Raw genomic sequence first — 14,238 nt, 5'->3', positions numbered from 1 at the left:
CCCCGGATTTCAGCAAGGATGCTGGCCGGACCAGGCACCACGCGGGCGGGCACCCTTTTGGCGCCCGCTCGACTGGGCGCTCCCGCACAAGAAGAAGAGGAAATCCCCATGCGCATCGGTTTCATCGGACTCGGCAACATGGGCGGCCCCATGGCCGCCAACCTGCTCAAGGCTGGCTTCGACCTGAGCGTCTTCGATCTTTCCGCCAAGGCCGTGGAGGCGGCGGTCGCCCTCGGCGCCCGCGCTCTGGCATCCCCCGCCGAGGTGGCGCACGACGACGTCGAAGTCATCATCACCATGTTGCCCGCCGCAGCGCACGTGAAGCAGGTGTTCCTCGGCGACAACGGCCTGCTGGCCAATGTGCAGCCCGGTGTACTGCTGATCGATTCGTCCACCATCGACCCGCTGAATGCCCGCGAGGTCTCCGCCGCCGCCATCGCCCACGGCAATCCGATGCTGGATGCGCCGGTTTCCGGCGGCACCGCTGGCGCTGCCGCAGGCACCCTGACCTTCATGGTCGGCGGCGAGCCGGCCGATTTCGAGCGCGCCCGCCCGGTACTGGCAGCCATGGGCAAGAACCTCGTGCACTGCGGCGGCGCCGGCAACGGCCAGGTGGCCAAGGTGGCGAACAACCTGCTGCTGGGCATCTCCATGATCGGCGTAGCGGAAGCCATGTCGCTGGGCGTGAAGCTGGGCATGGACGCAGAGGTGCTGGCCGGCATCATCAATACCTCCAGCGGCCGCTGCTGGAGTTCGGAAGTGAACAATCCGCTCACCGGCGCCCCGGCAGCGCGCGGTTACAGCGGCGGTTTCGGCACCGACCTGATGCTCAAGGACCTGGGGCTGGCCAGCGAGGCCGCCCGCCAGGTGCGCCAGCCAGTACTGCTCGGCGCGCTGGCCCAACAGCTGTTCCAGACCTTCAGCAACCAGGGCAACGGCCAACTGGACTTCTCTGCGATCGTCAAGCTGTACGAGCAGAACTGAAACCCTGCGTAGGAGCGGACTTCGTCCGCGATGGTCTCCGGCGTGATGCGGACCTATCGCGGACGGAGTCCGCTCCTACACCGCCCCCAGCAACCCGCCTATCTCCGCTATCATGCGCGCTCCGCCCCACCGGATGCCGCCGCATGATCCTCCGCCCGCAAACCCCGACACTCTGGGTCCTGCTGTTCTCGCTCAAGGGATCGATCATCCCGGCGATCTGGCGCAAGGTGCTCTACACGGTGCTGCTCAGCTCACTGGTAGTTGCCACCCACGGCACGCTCTACCACTACAAGGTGATCATCACCTCTACGCCCTTCACCCTCTGGGGCCTGACGCTGGCGATCTTTCTCGGCTTTCGCAACAACGTCGCCTACCAGCGCTTCTGGGAGGCCCGCACGCTCTGGGGTGAACTGCTGATCGTCACGCGCAACCTGGCGCGGCAGACCCGCTCGCTGCTGCCAGACCTCGATGCCGATAGCCGCCGCCAACTGTGCAATCCGTTGATCGCGTTCAGCTACGCGTTGCGCGATCAACTGCGTGACACCCCGCAAAGCGACGATGTGCGCCGCCTTCTGGGCGAGGAAGCCGTCGCCCTGGCCGCCAGTCGCAGCCCGACCAACGCCCTGCTCGCCAGCCTCGGCCAGCGCTTCGCCGAGCGTGGCCGCGCCAGCGGCGCCAGCGACATCACCCTGGCTGCCATCGACCAGCAGATGACCCGGCTGTCGTATGTGCTGGGCGGCTGCGAGCGCATCCGCAACACGCCGATCCCCTACCCCTACATCCTGATGCTGCACCGTATCGTGCATGTCTACTGCTTCCTGCTGCCCTTCTGCCTGGTGGACAGCATCGGCTGGTTCACCCCGCTGGCGGTGTGCGTGCTGGCCTACACCTTCTTCGGCCTGGACGCCCTCGGCGACCAGATCGCCGACCCGTTCGACACCCAACCCAACGACCTGCCGCTGGACGCCATGAGCCGCAACGTGGAAATCGCCGTACTGGAAATTCTCGGCGACACCGATCTGCCCGAAGCGCTGCAACCCGTCGACGGCCTGCTGCTCTGAACCGGCCCTGAGGACCCCTGAATGAACCACCTGAAAGACGTGCCGCTGAACAAGGCCTACCTGCTGCTCAACCACGGTCCCAGCACCTTGGTCACCAGCGAGTACGAAGGCGTCGCCAATGTCATGGCCGCCGCCTGGGTCATGCCACTGGACTTCGATCCGCCCAAGCTGATGCTGGTGCTGGACCGCAACACCTGGTCGCGCCACCTGGTGGAAGGCTCGGGCGCCTTTGTCATCCAGTTGCCGACACGCCAGCAGGCCGAACTGACCCTGGCAGTGGGCTCGAGCAACGGCGGCGAAGGCAACAAGTTCGAGCAGTTGGATATCCGCACCTCGCGGGCGAAGCAGATCGCGGCGCCGATCGTCGATGGTTGCGTGGCCTATCTGGAGTGCAAGGTGATCAGCGAGCCGCACAACCAGGAGAAGTACGACCTGTTCATCGCCGAGGTGGTTGCCGCCTACGCCGATGAGCGCGCCTTCTCCAATGGCCGCTGGCATTTCTCCGACGACCAGCTGCGCACCATCCACTATCAGGCGGGCGGCGCCTTCTTCGCCACCGGCGAGGCGTTTCAGGTCAGTCGGGGCTGACCGGCTGCCAGGCGGCCGGTTGCGAGCCCAGCTCGCAGGCCGGTAATTCCCAGTAGAGCGGCGAGCCGGCGATGTGCAACGGTGGGCGCAAACGCCGCGCAAGGCCCCAGGGCGTCGTCTCGATACCGGGAGCCAGATCGGCCGCAGTCTCCGCCGCCAGCCCCAGGGAGCCTACCGACGAAACTCCCGCCTCCAGCAGGCATTGCGCCGTGCGTGCCAGCGATAGCCGCCAGCGGCTGCCCCGGCCGCTACGCCGGCGCTCGGCCAGGCCGCGCAAAGCGGCCGCCGCGATCAGGTAACCGGTAGCGTGATCGAGCGCCTGCACGGGCAATGGCACAGGCGTGTCGCCGCCCTGCCAGACGCGCCCTGCTTCGGCGATACCACTGCTCATTTGCACCAGGCTGTCGAAACCGCGCCTTTCACTCCAGGGACCGGACCAGCCATAGGCATTCAGGCTGACGTCCACCAGCCCGGGGGCGATGGTCCGCCGCACGTCAGTGCCGAACCCCAGGCGATCCAGGGCATCGGCCCGATAGCCGTGGACCAGAACATCGGCGCTGGCGAGCAACGCCTGGAAGCGTTCACGGTCTGCCGGCTGACGGAGATCCAGGCGCGCACAATGCTTGCCCAGGGTGACTTCCGGCACCACGCCGGGTTCATCCCAGTCCGGTGGGTCGATGCGCAGGACTTCGGCTCCGAAGCCGGCGAGAAATCGGGTGGCGACCGGCCCGGCCAGCACGCGAGTCAGGTCAAGTACGCGCAAGCCGGCGAGCGGACGCTCGCGGTCGATCTCGATATCCAGGGGCGCTGCGCTGACCAATTGGATATCACGCAATACCAGCGGCTCACGGGCTACCGCGATACCTTGCGGATGCTGTTTCCAGGCATCCCAGGAGCGCATCTGGGCGGCGCAGCCACCCTCGTTCACGATCGCTAGTTCCAGCTCGCTCGCATCCCAGTTGGCCACGGCGGCAGCGACCCGCTCACGATCATTTTCGGCTGCCAATACGCGCAGGGCGGCCGTTCGATGATGCGGCGCATTGGTATGCAGGCGAATCCAGCCGTCACGGGTGCGATAGTTGCCGGCGATGGCATCCCACAAATCGGCTGGCGTCCAGTCTTGCGCGCGCAAGGAGGTGGAGAACCAGAAGGACGCCAGCCGGCGGTCCACGACCAGCGAAGTGGCGGCAGCGGAGTCTGGCTCCAGCCATTCGCCCAACGCCAGGCCGGCGCTGGCGATGCTGGCGGCGGCCAATTCCGTAACGAAGAAGGCCGAAGGCAGTGAGCCCTCACTACGAAAGGCCAGATGGCTCAGGCGCTCGGCCTGGCCGCCCAGGGCTGTCCAAAGTCGTTCCGCAAGAACCCGCTGCATCTCTATCTCCGACCTTTCCGTGGAGTGTCACCTTAGCCGTGCAGCGTCATGCAGGCGAGCCGTCCTTGGTCGACAGGCAATAAAAAGCCCGCAATCAAGCGGGCTTTTCGATGGGGAGCTAATCCCTTAGCTGACTTTCATCCTCTGCCCGCGGGTGTGAAAAAAATGTGAAGCGAGGGGCACTCGAAACATTTTGTTGGAGATCGCATTCTTCAGTGGCTGGAGCTCAGCTCGAATAATCCAGTGCGGTCCAGACACGGCTGAGCCCGTCACTGATCTGGCAGCTCGACAGATCATCCGCTTCACCGCGCGAGGACAGGCGCACGGTCGAGTCGCCCTCGCCCTCGGTCAGCCACTGCAAGCGCCCGCAGTTGGGCGTGTCGATCACGTAGCTGGCAGCGATCGCCGAACGCTGCTTCGGCAGACGAATGGCGTCGCGCACTGTGCCGCGCTCTTCGATGCGCTTGCCGTCGGCCACCAGTACGGCCCAGGCCTCCTTGCCCTCGATGATGAGGTAGGCGCCATTGGCGCGCGGTACGTCCGCCTGGGGCTGGGCACAACCCGCCAGCATCGCCACACCTGCGCAAAGCATCAGTTTCTGCAGCATCGCCATCGCTCCTGTCGTTCGAGGAATGCCCGCCAGCCCAGAGGCGGCGGGCACTTCAGGTTTTCTGTCTGACCGCGAGAGGGATACTAGGAGAAAATACTGTTCATGCATACAGTATTTTGCGAAAATTTTTTAAACCTCGACGAAAGGCCACAGTCCATTGGCTACGTCGATTACCTCGAACCACCGGGCATGGGCCTGAAACCCATTGAGGAGCAAGCGATGGTGAGTATCCATCAGCTGAAATACACCGTGAATCACATGGCCATCGAGGAAGTCAGCGAGGCCGTTTCGGAACTGCTGCTTGAGGGGTTGGTCACAGAGGGCAAGACGCCCTTCAGCCGCACCCACTTCAATGTCTGCTTTGCGGAAATCGAGGCTCTGATGCAGCGCGCCGGCTATCACCGCCCGCTGGATGTGGTGGGCTACCAGGGCCAGGCCTACGCCATGTTCGATCCCAGCCGCTGGGATGCCGTGGAAGTCCTGCGCTGGCTGAAGGAGTACGTCGAGGAGTCGAAGGCAGCCAGCATAGCCTGAGCGCTCGGGCCATTATTTCGCAGGACGCGGTTGCGGGAGCAGCGACTTGCGAAGGCCTGGCGGGCGCACTAATGTCCCATGCACTTTTCCCGCTTGCCGAATCAAGGACGATTCCATGAGCGACTCTTCCTCCGACGACAGCTGGCTCTGGGCCTACCGCAAACTCCGTAGCTGGGATGTGGGCCGGGTCAGCTCCGCCTTTCTCGCCACACTCTTCCACTGGCGCGGCGACACCGGGCTGTTCTACAGCCACGGCGGCCTGCGCAAATCCCGCCTGACCCGCGACGACCTGATCGACTGATCCAGCCTATTGCTGCTGGTAATAGCCATTGCCGCGCGGATAAACCGCGCCGTTGGGATACTCGATGCTCTGGCGGATGCCGCCGCTGCCCTGGTCGATGATAACCGTGCCCGAGCGTGTCTCACCGTAGCTGCGCGGTACCTGAACGCCGCCGTAACCGTCATAGCGCTGCCAGCTGGAGGAGCTGTCCACACTGCCGCTGGCACCAGGACTGACGTAAATGCGCTGGACTGCAGGCGGCGATTGCTGCCATTGCGACGGGTTCGAGTAGCGAGGCGCAGCTTGCGATGGCGTCTCCTGAGCGCCGAACTTCTGCGCGGAAGCTGGCATCACCACAGCAAGACAGGCAATGAGCGCGAGGATTCTGGGACTGATCATGACGATCTCCCGAATGATGGAAAGGCTCCAGCTTAGCAAGCCTTGTTTGCGCCGTGCAGCAGCATCGATATCTGAATTTAAACAATTATAAATCAATAGCTTATAACGCTAACCTCATGTGGATACGCCGATTATCAGCCATCGAGGTACGGCGCATCGCCAATAGCCATCATCGACAGGATCAAAGCTCGCCAAAACATCATGATAGCGTCGCTTTCTAAAGTGATTTATAGAATAAAATTTACTTTATAAACAATAGCTTGCGTACTCTTCATGAAGTAAAGCGGGAGGATGGCGGACTCTGATGCGAGGCATTCCCAGCGGCTGCAGGACTCAATCTTCGCGCCATCGCCTCGCTCGTCGTATTCGAGCGTTGCCATTCCATTGCCACGATTGGCATTTCCTTCTCAATCAGTAAGATGCAGCGACTTTCGTAAGGAACGCCTCATGTTCGGACGCTGCCTGACCCTGCTGCTGATCCTCGCCATTCCCACCGCTGCCACCGCCGCCGCCCCGCGCACCTTCGAGGAGGCGAAGAAGGTCGGGCGCAAGCTGTATGCTCGCCAGTCGGTGGAGTTCTATTGCGGCTGCCGCTACAACGGCACCAAGGTCGATCTGAAGAGCTGCGGCTACACCCCGCGCAAGAACGCCAATCGTGCCTCGCGCATCGAATGGGAGCACATCGTCCCCGCCTGGGTGATCGGCCATCAGCGCCAGTGCTGGCAGAACGGCGGACGCAAGAACTGCTCGCGCAATGACCGGGTGTACCAGAAGGCCGAAGCCGACCTGCATAACCTGGTGCCGAGCATCGGAGAGGTAAACGGCGATCGCGCCAACTACAGCTTTGCCTGGCTGCAGCAGAAGCCTTCGCAGTACGGCGCCTGCCCGATGGTGGTGGACTTAAAGGCGCGCAAGGCCATGCCGCGCCCGCAGATCCGCGGCATGATTGCCCGCACCTACTTCTACATGAGCGACCGCTACGGTCTGAAATTGTCCAGGCAGGACCGCCAACTGTTCACCTCCTGGAGCAAGCAGTACCCGGTGGAAGCCTGGGAGCGCCAGCGCAACCAGATGGTTGGCTGTGTGATGGGCTGGGGCAACCCCTATGTCGGCCCGATCGAGACCGACCGCTGCCCCGCACCGAAAGTAGCCAGGCGCTGAAGCCTGGCGACAGCCGCCATCGCCAGCAGTAGACTCCGACAGCCGTCCAGCTGTGACGAGCCCCACCTTTATCTGTCTGGAGTACGCAGCATGTCCCTCTCGATCTACCAGGCTTCCGTTCCCGTGTTCATCCGCATGCTCGGCAATCTCTCGGCGATTCTCGCCAAGGCTGCCGCCCATGCCGAAGCCAAGTCCATCGATCCATCCGTCCTGATCAACGCCCGCCTGGCTCCGGACATGTTCGCCCTGGCGCGCCAGGTGCAGATCGCCTCCGACTCCGCCAAGGGTGCCGGTGCCCGCCTGGCCGGCGTCGACGTGCCGAGCTATGCCGATGACGAGACCACCTTCGAGCAATTGCAGGCACGCATCACGAAGACTGTCGATTTCCTCAAGACCCTCAAGCCTGAGCAGTTCGAGGGCGCGGAAAACCGCACCATCGAACTGAAGCTGCGCACCCGCGAGGTCAGCTTCAAGGGGGCGGATTTCCTGCTGGGTTTCGTCAACCCGAACTTCTATTTCCACATCGCCACGGCCTACGACATCCTCCGCCACAACGGCGTGGAAGTCGGCAAGATGGATTACCTCGGCGGCGTCTGACCGGCCAGGGCGCCGGCCTCCCGGCGCCCCTTCAGCCCCGCGGCAACGGCAATGTGGTGGTGGACTTGATCTCCGAGAGCGCCACGATGGAGTTGATCTCCTGCACACCCGGCACCTGGGACAGTCGCTCGAAGAAGAAGCGCTCGTAAGCCTCCACATCCTCCGTGACGATGCGCAGCATGAAGTCCACTGCCCCCATCAGGACGTGGCACTCCAGGACTTCAGGAAACGCCTCCATGGCCTTTGCGAAATCCGTCAGGTGGTTACGCCCGTGGGCGTTGAGCTTCACCTGGGCGAAAATCTGGGTGTTCAGGCCGATCTTCTTGCGATCCAGCAGGGTGACCTGCTTGCGGATCACCCCTTCTTCCTTCAACCGCTGAATCCGGCGCCAGCACGGCGACTGAGACAGACCGATACGTTCGGCGATCTCTGCCGTGGAAAGAGTGGCCTCCTCCTGCAGCAAGGCAAGGATCTTGCGGTCCTGAGCATCCAGCAAAACAGGCATAAATGATTCACCATGAGTAACTTCAGAGAATCATTAATGCACATGTACGGCATTCATGGCTAAAAACAGGCAAATAAATCCTCCGCATGGACCGCAGAATATTTCTCACTTCCCCGCCTCGGTCAGTTGCCATGACACTCCCCGTACTCCATCTCGCCGAATTCCCCCTGGACCAACAGGAACGCCCGGTGCCCACCGAAGTAGCCGCCGACGTGCGCTACCTGATCCGCACAGAGATCGATGCCGACATTCTCTGCCGGTTGCTCAACCAGTTCGCGCTGCAGGGTCATGTGCCGGCAGAAGTTGAAGCTTCCCGTCGCGAGGATTGGCTGGACATCGCCTTGCGGGTGAACACGCTGCCGCGCTATCGCGCGGAAGTCATAGCGCAGCGGATGCGGGGAATGGTCAGTGTCTGCTCAGTCGATCTGCACGTTGGCGCTGACGCATTTGTCCTTTCAGCGACATAAGCTGACTTTCTGGCGTTAGCCGGCACATGCTCCCGGGCTTAGAGTGCGAACCTGACCCTCGTGGTCCTTCACACAACAACGATGAGAGATGTGCCCATGGCTCGCCCACGCCTGCTCCCCGACAACTTCACCCTGGCGTTGATCGCCACCGTGACCGTTGCCAGCCTGCTGCCCTGCGAAGGCACCGCTGCCGTCATCTTCGGCTGGATTACCAACCTGGGCATCGCGCTGTTGTTCTTCCTCCACGGCGCCAAGCTGTCACGCCAGGCGATCATTGCCGGCGCCACGCACTGGCGCCTGCACCTGCTGATATTCTCCTGCACCTTCATCCTCTTCCCCTTGCTCGGCCTGGCACTCAAGCCAGTGCTGTCGCCGCTGGTTACCCCGGACCTGTACCTGGGCATGCTGTATCTCTGCGCCCTGCCCGCTACCGTGCAGTCCGCCATCGCCTTCACTTCGCTGGCTAGAGGCAACATTCCGGCGGCCATCTGCAGCGCATCGGCGTCGAGCCTGCTGGGGGTGTTCGTCACCCCGCTGCTCGTACAGCTGCTGATCGGCGCCCATGGCGATACCGGTATGTCGACGCTGGACGCCATCGGCAAGATCACCCTGCAATTGCTGGTGCCGTTCCTGGCTGGCCAACTGCTGCGGCCGTGGATCGGTGCCTGGGTGGAGCGGCACAAGCCGGTCCTGCGCTACGTGGACCAGGGCTCGATCCTGCTGGTGGTCTACACCGCCTTCAGCGCCGCCGTCATCCAGGGCCTGTGGCACCAGGTGCCGCTGCCCGCGCTGGCCGGCCTGGTAGTCGCCTGCTGTGTACTGCTGGCACTGGCGCTGGTCGCCACCAACCTGCTGGGACGCTGGCTGGGCTTCTCCCTAGAGGATCGGATCACCATTATCTTCTGCGGTTCGAAGAAGAGCCTGGCCACCGGCGTACCGATGGCCTCGGTACTGTTCGCCAGCAGCACCGTGGGCGTGATACTGCTGCCGCTGATGCTGTTCCACCAGATCCAGCTGATGGTCTGTGCGGTGCTCGCCCAGCGTTACCACCAGCGCCAGGAGGACGGCCACGCTTCGCTGGAACGTGCCAACTGAGTGCACAGCCAGGCGAAAGCCGCCCATGAAAAAGCCGGTGCAGATGCACCGGCTTTTCTTTTCGACCGCTAGGCACCAACCGGCGTGCGCAGGGTGACGAACTCCTCGGCGGCGGTCGGGTGGATACCGATGGTTTCGTCGAAGACCCGCTTGGTCGCCCCGGCCTTCAGCGCAATCGCGATGCCCTGCAGGATTTCCCCTGCTTCCGGGCCAACCATGTGGCAACCCAGCACCTTGTCGGTGTCGGCATCGACGATCAGTTTCATCAAGGTCCGCTCCTGGCACTCGGTGAGTGTCAGCTTCATGGGGCGGAAACGGCTCTCGAACAACTTAACTCGATGCCCGGCGCTGCGGGCCTCATCCTCGGTCAAGCCCACGGTGCCGATGTTGGGCATGCTGAATACGGCAGTGGGAATCAGCTTGTAGTCCACCGGACGGTACTCCTCCGGGCGGAACAACTGGCGCGCCAGCGCCATGCCTTCGGCCAGCGCCACGGGGGTCAGCTGCACACGACCGATCACATCGCCGATAGCGTGGATCGACGGCTCGCTCGTGCGATAAGCCTCATCCACCTTCACATAGCCGCGATCATCCAGTTCGACCGAGACGTTTTCCAGCCCGAGATTGTCCAGTTGCGGGCGACGGCCAGTGGCGTAGAACACGCAATCCGCTTCCAGCACACGGCCATCCTTGAGCGTTGCAGCCAACGTGCCGTCAGCCTGCTTTTCGATGCGCGCAATGTCACTGTTGAATTGCAGGTCCAGGCCCTTCCTGGTCAGTTCGTCACGCAGGTGCTCTCGCACGCTGCGGTCGAAGCCGCGCAGGAACAGCTCCTTGCGATACAGCAGCGAAGTCTGCGCTCCCAGACCATGGAAGATGCCGGCGAACTCCACGGCAATGTAGCCACCGCCGACCACCAGCACTCGACGCGGCAACTCCTTGAGGAAGAAGGCCTCATTGGAGGTGATCGCGTGCTCCTTGCCCGGAATGTCCGGTACCTGCGGCCAGCCGCCGGTGGCGATGAGGATATGCCTGGCGCGGAAGCGCTGCCCGGCGACCTCAACGGTATGCGCATCCTGCAGCTTGGCATGGCCCTCCAGCAGCGTGACGCCGCTGTTCACCAGCAGGTTGCGATAAATGCCATTGAGCCGGTGGATTTCGCGATCCTTGTTGGCGATCAGGGTCGACCAGTCGAAGTTCGCCTCACCCAGGGTCCAGCCGAACCCGGCAGCCTGTTCGAAGTCTTCATGGAAATGTGCGCCGTACACCAGCAACTTCTTCGGCACGCAACCGACGTTGACGCAGGTACCGCCCAGGTAGCGGCTTTCCGCCACAGCCACCTTGGCGCCAAAGCCGGCAGCGAAGCGCGCGGCACGCACACCGCCCGAACCCGCACCGATGACGAACAGGTCAAAATCGAAAGACATCATGGTTCTCCGCTTGGATATGCGAGCCAGCATACCTCATGGCGCCTGACCTATCCTGCCAAGTGCCGGCCCTGAAGGAGGAATCGCCATGCACCCGACCCTGACCCACCTGGCCCTGCATGTACCGGACCTGGAAGCCTGCGTGGACTTCTACCAGCGCTTCTGCAGCATGCGGGTCATCCACGAGCGTGAAGGCAAGGGCTCGCGCATCGTCTGGATGGCGGAACCAGGCAACGAGCATCGTTTCATCTTCGTCATCATGCCTGGCGGTCAGGAACGCCACCTGGCAGTCGACGACTACAGCCACTTCGGTTTCGCCGTCGACTCCCACGATGCGGTCGACCGTATCGCAAAGGAGGCCGAGGCTGCCGGCTGCCTGATCTGGCCACCCCGGCAGGAACCCTATCCCGTGGGTTATTACTGCGGCCTGCGCGACCCGGCCGGCAACTACGTCGAGTTCAGCTACGGCCAACCACTGGGCCCAGGCTCGGAAGCCCTGCCGATTCCGCGCTCCATGTAGGCCGGAAAAGAAAAAGCCACCCGCAGGTGGCTATTTCCAGAGTGGAAAGACTCGGGGTTACCAGGCCTTGCCAGTCTTGTAGAGGTGCTCGTAGCAGAAGTTGGTCGCCTCGATGTAACCCTCGGCGCTACCGCAGTCGAAGCGCTTGCCCTTGAATTTGTAGGCCAGTACGCAACCGTCCTGGGCCTGCTTCATCAGGGCGTCGGTGATCTGGATTTCACCGCCCTTGCCCGGCTCGGTCTGCTCGATCAGGTCGAAGATATCCGGGGTCAGGATGTAACGACCGATGATCGCCAGGTTCGACGGGGCGTCTTCGGGCTTGGGCTTCTCGACCATGGTATTCACGCGGTAGATGTCGTCGCGGATCATCTCGCCGGCGATCACACCGTACTTGTTGGTCTCTTCCGGCGGTACTTCCTGGATCGCCACGATAGAGCAGCGGAACTGGTTGTACAGCTTGACCATCTGCTTGAGGACGCTGTCGCCTTCCAGGTTCAGGCACAGGTCGTCCGCCAGTACGACAGCGAAGGGCTCGTCGCCGATCAGCGGACGGCCGGTCAGGATCGCATGGCCCAGGCCCTTCATTTCAACCTGACGGGTGTAGGAGAAGGTGCACTCGTCGATCAGGCGACGAATACCGACCAGGTACTTTTCCTTGTCGGTGTTGCGAATCTGGTGCTCCAGCTCGTAGCTGATGTCGAAGTGGTCTTCGAGCGAGCGCTTGCCGCGGCCAGTGACGATACCGATTTCGCCGAGACCGGCTTCCAGTGCCTCTTCAACGGCATACTGGATCAGCGGCTTGTTCACCACCGGCAGCATTTCCTTGGGCATGGCCTTGGTGGCCGGGAGGAAGCGGGTACCGTAGCCGGCGGCCGGGAACAGACATTTCTTGATCATGGGAGTCCTTCGAGAGGGACAGGGGTGCGAGTTGCGCGCAGTCTAATCAGGCTGCGCCCGCCTTACAATGCCCCGGATTGCAAGCTGCACGACTCTTGTGAGGTCTTGCGAAACCGATGGCACTCGCAATCTGACCACCAGGGCCCTCAATTAGTTCGCCAGCTTACTGGCAAATGGTCAGCATCCCGCGCCAGACCTAGACCCAGGCGGCTTGCGCCACATCGCTAACGGCAAGCCGCTGACGCACCACGCCCCAGATGGACAGCTCATCGCCCTCCTCGACTTTCAGCGTCGGATAGCCGTCGCTTGCCGCCTGCAACGCAAACGACCCATCGATGATCGCCAGGCGACGTATCAGCGCCTCGCCGTTGAGCGCTGCCACCACGATTTCACCGGGCGACGCCAGCTCGGAACGGTCGACCAGCAGCAGGTCGCAGTCGTGAATCCCTGCCTGCGTCATGCCTTCGCCACATGCGCGGACTATGTAGGTGTGAAGCGACATAGCCGCGATTACTCCGCCAGGCTGCACCACGTCGCTGACTTCCAGAATGGCTTGTTGCATGACGCTTCCTCGAATACTGTACATCCATACAGATAACAGATACTCGCAAGCCCGACAAGCCATTGGATGGAACCTACAGGGAGAAATGCCGCTCAACCGAAAGGACAGCGCACCGATGGCGGTGGACTACCCTTAGGGAGGGGTGAGGATATCGATATGAATCCAGGCACGTTCGTCACGCTCATGATTTTCGGCTGGTTCCTGCTGGCCTTGGTTACCCTCTGGGCCATCCTGCGGGTGCCAATGCGCCGGGCTCGCTTGCAGAAGCACAAGGCCAAAGCCGAGTCATCACGGCACCACCCTCTCCCGCACTGAAATCATCGTCGTGCAAAATGCCCTGCGATTTGCGTCCCTCCATGCAAGCTGCAAGGCAAGCGAGACGACATCAGCTCATAAGAGATTGATTTTAAAGAGTTTTTAATTTAGTCCGAATTGGTATGCACTCTGCATTGAAAGGGAAGGAACTGCCCATTCACTGCTGAGGACGACACCATGCCAATCGACCGCCTGCCTGCCGCCCAATACCTCTGCCAGGTATTCTCCGATTTCGACGTGAGCTTCACGGCTCGACCGGACGGCAATCTGATCATGACGTTGAGCAAGGAAGCCGGCGAACACATCGCCTGCCGCGTAGTGCGCCTGGAAGAACAACGCAACGAAGCACTGCTCACCAGCCTGGTTAGTCGCATTCGACGGGATCTGGCAACCGAATACGGTCCCTTGCAGGAACACGATGCCGACCACTTCAAGGAAGAAGTACCGCTGCAGAACTTCTATGAAGCTGCCGGGCCGCTGCGCCAGCGCCGCATCGTCAAGGCCGGGGCGAAATTGCGCTCGATGGCCAACGTTGGCGCCTGAAACGCTGGAAATGATGAAAACCCCGGGCCTGGCCGAGGTTTTCATGCCCTGTACGCTCGCCAAATCAGACCGGCACTTCGCAATGGCTTGGGAGAGACAGGCTGCGATCCTCGTGGATGCTGACAACACCCAAGGTCTCAACGCCCGCAGCACACCGCTAGGCATTGGTTCGATCACGCCTATCTCAGATGCCGTGTCCTTCCAGTAATTTGCGACAGAGCGTGATGACTTTCAGTCGCCATCGACAGCTGGCGAGCAGGCAGAAGCTCGAAGCAGGCACCATACTTCAAGCAGCCACTCAATCGCAGGCTTGGTGAGGTC

Annotated in this window: 18 protein-coding genes; 11 read left to right on the top strand and 7 right to left on the bottom strand. The window is 62.2% G+C overall.

Translation table 11 applies throughout. The features are described 5' to 3' along the window. The first annotated feature begins 108 nt into the window (after window positions 1-108). The 3 genes from mmsB (at window position 109) to N5C91_RS09980 (ending at window position 2,633) form a co-directional block, all read left to right on the top strand. Entirely contained in the window at window positions 109-984 is an 876-nt protein-coding gene (gene mmsB, locus N5C91_RS09990; RefSeq protein WP_279829331.1) for a 3-hydroxyisobutyrate dehydrogenase, read from the top strand. A 143-nt stretch (window positions 985-1,127) separates the two neighbouring features. Further along, window positions 1,128-2,045, top strand: a complete 918-nt coding sequence (locus N5C91_RS09985; RefSeq protein WP_236202127.1) for a bestrophin family ion channel — start codon at window positions 1,128-1,130, stop codon at window positions 2,043-2,045. Window positions 2,046-2,066: 21 nt separating this feature from the next. Then, on the top strand, window positions 2,067-2,633 hold the full coding sequence (locus N5C91_RS09980; protein ID WP_279829329.1) for a flavin reductase family protein: 567 nt from the start codon (window positions 2,067-2,069) through the stop codon (window positions 2,631-2,633). Here the strand turns inward: N5C91_RS09980 and N5C91_RS09975 are convergent. Both N5C91_RS09975 and N5C91_RS09970 read right to left on the bottom strand, forming a co-directional pair. Then, window positions 2,620-4,005 (bottom strand): CoA transferase, encoded by a 1,386-nt coding sequence (locus N5C91_RS09975; RefSeq protein ID WP_279829327.1) that lies wholly within the window; start codon window positions 4,003-4,005, stop codon window positions 2,620-2,622. The genes N5C91_RS09980 and N5C91_RS09975 overlap by 14 nt on opposite strands. A gap of 226 nt (window positions 4,006-4,231) precedes the next feature. After that, the gene (locus N5C91_RS09970; RefSeq protein ID WP_236174874.1) at window positions 4,232-4,612 is read right to left on the bottom strand and encodes a hypothetical protein; all 381 of its coding nucleotides are present in this window, start codon (window positions 4,610-4,612) and stop codon (window positions 4,232-4,234) included. 222 nt (window positions 4,613-4,834) lie between these two features. Between N5C91_RS09970 and N5C91_RS09965 the strand changes: the two genes are divergently transcribed. Both N5C91_RS09965 and N5C91_RS09960 read left to right on the top strand, forming a co-directional pair. Continuing rightward, entirely contained in the window at window positions 4,835-5,149 is a 315-nt protein-coding gene (locus N5C91_RS09965; RefSeq protein ID WP_236174947.1) for a transcriptional regulator, read from the top strand. Between the two features lie 115 nt (window positions 5,150-5,264). Next, entirely contained in the window at window positions 5,265-5,450 is a 186-nt protein-coding gene (locus tag N5C91_RS09960; protein ID WP_045217600.1) for a hypothetical protein, read from the top strand. 6 nt (window positions 5,451-5,456) lie between these two features. On the opposite strand, the gene N5C91_RS09955 is transcribed toward N5C91_RS09960, so the two are convergent. Further along, the gene (locus N5C91_RS09955) at window positions 5,457-5,828 is read right to left on the bottom strand and encodes a hypothetical protein (RefSeq protein WP_236174873.1); all 372 of its coding nucleotides are present in this window, start codon (window positions 5,826-5,828) and stop codon (window positions 5,457-5,459) included. Between the two features lie 447 nt (window positions 5,829-6,275). On the opposite strand from N5C91_RS09955, the gene N5C91_RS09950 reads away from it, so the two are divergent. Further along, window positions 6,276-6,989, top strand: a complete 714-nt coding sequence (locus N5C91_RS09950) for an endonuclease I family protein (RefSeq protein ID WP_279829324.1) — start codon at window positions 6,276-6,278, stop codon at window positions 6,987-6,989. 90 nt (window positions 6,990-7,079) lie between these two features. Continuing rightward, the gene (locus N5C91_RS09945) at window positions 7,080-7,586 is read left to right on the top strand and encodes a DUF1993 family protein (protein WP_279829323.1); all 507 of its coding nucleotides are present in this window, start codon (window positions 7,080-7,082) and stop codon (window positions 7,584-7,586) included. Window positions 7,587-7,617: 31 nt separating this feature from the next. Here N5C91_RS09945 and N5C91_RS09940 read toward each other — a convergent pair whose 3' ends face one another. Next, on the bottom strand, window positions 7,618-8,091 hold the full coding sequence (locus N5C91_RS09940) for an Lrp/AsnC family transcriptional regulator (protein ID WP_279829322.1): 474 nt from the start codon (window positions 8,089-8,091) through the stop codon (window positions 7,618-7,620). Between the two features lie 188 nt (window positions 8,092-8,279). Between N5C91_RS09940 and N5C91_RS09935 the strand changes: the two genes are divergently transcribed. Both N5C91_RS09935 and N5C91_RS09930 read left to right on the top strand, forming a co-directional pair. Further along, entirely contained in the window at window positions 8,280-8,558 is a 279-nt protein-coding gene (locus tag N5C91_RS09935) for a hypothetical protein (RefSeq protein ID WP_279829320.1), read from the top strand. Between the two features lie 96 nt (window positions 8,559-8,654). After that, window positions 8,655-9,653 carry a bile acid:sodium symporter gene (locus tag N5C91_RS09930; protein WP_279829318.1) on the top strand — a complete coding sequence of 333 codons (999 nt, stop codon included), beginning with the start codon at window positions 8,655-8,657 and terminating at the stop codon, window positions 9,651-9,653. Window positions 9,654-9,721: 68 nt separating this feature from the next. Here N5C91_RS09930 and gorA read toward each other — a convergent pair whose 3' ends face one another. Further along, on the bottom strand, window positions 9,722-11,080 hold the full coding sequence (gene gorA, locus N5C91_RS09925; protein ID WP_279829316.1) for a glutathione-disulfide reductase: 1,359 nt from the start codon (window positions 11,078-11,080) through the stop codon (window positions 9,722-9,724). A gap of 88 nt (window positions 11,081-11,168) precedes the next feature. Here gorA and N5C91_RS09920 point away from each other — a divergent pair, with 88 nt between their 5' ends. Continuing rightward, window positions 11,169-11,600, top strand: coding sequence for a VOC family protein (locus tag N5C91_RS09920; RefSeq protein WP_279829314.1), 432 nt, complete (start codon window positions 11,169-11,171; stop codon window positions 11,598-11,600). 57 nt (window positions 11,601-11,657) lie between these two features. On the opposite strand, the gene galU is transcribed toward N5C91_RS09920, so the two are convergent. Both galU and N5C91_RS09910 read right to left on the bottom strand, forming a co-directional pair. Beyond that, window positions 11,658-12,497, bottom strand: coding sequence for a UTP--glucose-1-phosphate uridylyltransferase GalU (gene galU, locus N5C91_RS09915; protein WP_024767166.1), 840 nt, complete (start codon window positions 12,495-12,497; stop codon window positions 11,658-11,660). Window positions 12,498-12,693: 196 nt separating this feature from the next. Beyond that, the gene (locus N5C91_RS09910; protein WP_236202119.1) at window positions 12,694-13,059 is read right to left on the bottom strand and encodes a S24 family peptidase; all 366 of its coding nucleotides are present in this window, start codon (window positions 13,057-13,059) and stop codon (window positions 12,694-12,696) included. Window positions 13,060-13,551: 492 nt separating this feature from the next. On the opposite strand from N5C91_RS09910, the gene N5C91_RS09905 reads away from it, so the two are divergent. Beyond that, on the top strand, window positions 13,552-13,917 hold the full coding sequence (locus N5C91_RS09905; protein ID WP_279829310.1) for a DUF3509 domain-containing protein: 366 nt from the start codon (window positions 13,552-13,554) through the stop codon (window positions 13,915-13,917). Window positions 13,918-14,238: the final 321 nt, after the last annotated feature.

This window comes from Pseudomonas sp. GD03903, assembly GCF_029840045.1.
Classification (GTDB): Bacteria; Pseudomonadota; Gammaproteobacteria; order Pseudomonadales; family Pseudomonadaceae; genus Pseudomonas; species Pseudomonas pseudonitroreducens.
This window is presented reverse-complemented; position numbering and strand designations above follow the sequence as displayed.